The 515-nt window shown below is 80.8% G+C and carries 1 protein-coding gene; it reads left to right on the top strand.

The annotated features are described in order from the left end of the window. The coding region (locus VR44_RS16510; RefSeq protein ID WP_245691868.1) for a hypothetical protein at positions 1 to 515 on the top strand (515 nt) is incomplete at both ends.

The following is a 515-nucleotide window of genomic DNA, read 5'->3' as shown; positions in this document are numbered from 1 at the left end:
CCGGCAGGACGGCCCGGCACCTGGCAGACGCCCCCTACGACGCCGCCTCCGCCCGGGCCGGGGCCGTGCCTTGGGTGGCCCGGGGGGCCTTCGTCACCGAGCTGCTCACCCTGCGGGCCGAGGGACGCAGCGGCGAGGCGCACGCACTCCTCTGCGAGGCCGCGCTGTGGCCGGCCGGGGAACTGCCCGGCCTCGCCGAGGAGCTCGGGCACGCCGGACTGGCCGCCGACTGGACGACCCTGCTGTGGGAGGCGGCCTCGCTCCCGCCCGACCGGCTCGCCGCGGCCGCCGGGGCCCTGGGCGAGGCGGGCCGGGAGGAGGACGCCGACCGGCTGCTCCCCCAGGGCGTGGCCCGCCCGGCCGCCGAAGTCGCCGAAGCCGCCCTCGCCCTGGGCGCAGCCGGCCGCGACCGCGAGACCCGGGCCCTGCTGGAGGCCTTCGTCCGGCTGCGCACCGCCGACGAGACGGCCGCCCTGGCCCGCCACGACCCGCACTGGTTCACCCCGCGCCTGCTC

This window comes from Streptomyces katrae, assembly GCF_000966975.1.
GTDB classification, from domain to species: domain Bacteria; phylum Actinomycetota; class Actinomycetes; order Streptomycetales; family Streptomycetaceae; genus Streptomyces; species Streptomyces katrae.
The sequence above is the reverse complement of the archived record's forward strand: the minus strand, read 5'-3'. Positions and strand labels throughout refer to the sequence as shown.